Origin of the sequence: Microbacterium sp. Leaf351 (genome assembly GCF_001423825.1) — a bacterium.
GTDB classification, from domain to species: Bacteria; Actinomycetota; Actinomycetes; order Actinomycetales; family Microbacteriaceae; genus Microbacterium; species Microbacterium ginsengisoli.
Window position 1 is genome coordinate 124,106 of record NZ_LMPK01000033.1, and the last position, 550, is coordinate 124,655.

Genomic DNA, 550 nt, shown 5'->3' on the forward strand with positions numbered 1-550 from the left:
CTGCCTGACGACCTCGATGAGCGTCGATGCCGCCGTCGACCCGGTCGACGCGTACCTGCGCCTGCGCCGGCTCACGGGCGCGCGACGCGGGCTGTTCGTGCGCGTCGGAGGCGTGGCCCTCGCCGGCGGCAGCCCCGAGACGTTCCTGGAGATCGGGGGAGGAGTCGTGCGCACCAGTCCCATCAAGGGCACGCGCCGCCGCGCCGACGATGACGTGGAGGATGCCGCTCTCGTCGCCGAGCTGCGCGAGAGCCCGAAGGAGCGGGCCGAGAACGTGATGATCGTCGACCTCATGCGCAACGACCTCGCCCGCATCTGCGACCCCGCGACCGTCACCGTCGAGAGCCTGCTGCACCTCGAGTCCACACCCACCGTGCACCAGCTCGTCTCGACCGTCGCGGGGCGACTCCACCCCGGGACCACGCTCGATGAAGTGCTGCGGGCCACGCTGCCGGCAGGCTCGATGAGCGGGGCGCCGAAGCTCGCGGCGATCGAGATCCTCGGGCGGCTGGAGGTCGAGCCGCGGGGCGCCTACGCCGGGTGCGCAGGG

1 protein-coding gene is annotated in these 550 nt (G+C 72.9%); it reads left to right on the top strand.

The genetic code is table 11. From position 1 onward, the window contains the following. Positions 1-4 precede the first annotated feature (4 nt). Positions 5-550, top strand: a 546-nt coding sequence (locus ASG00_RS17870; RefSeq protein WP_268772113.1) for a chorismate-binding protein, incomplete at its 3' end; no start/stop codon positions are given.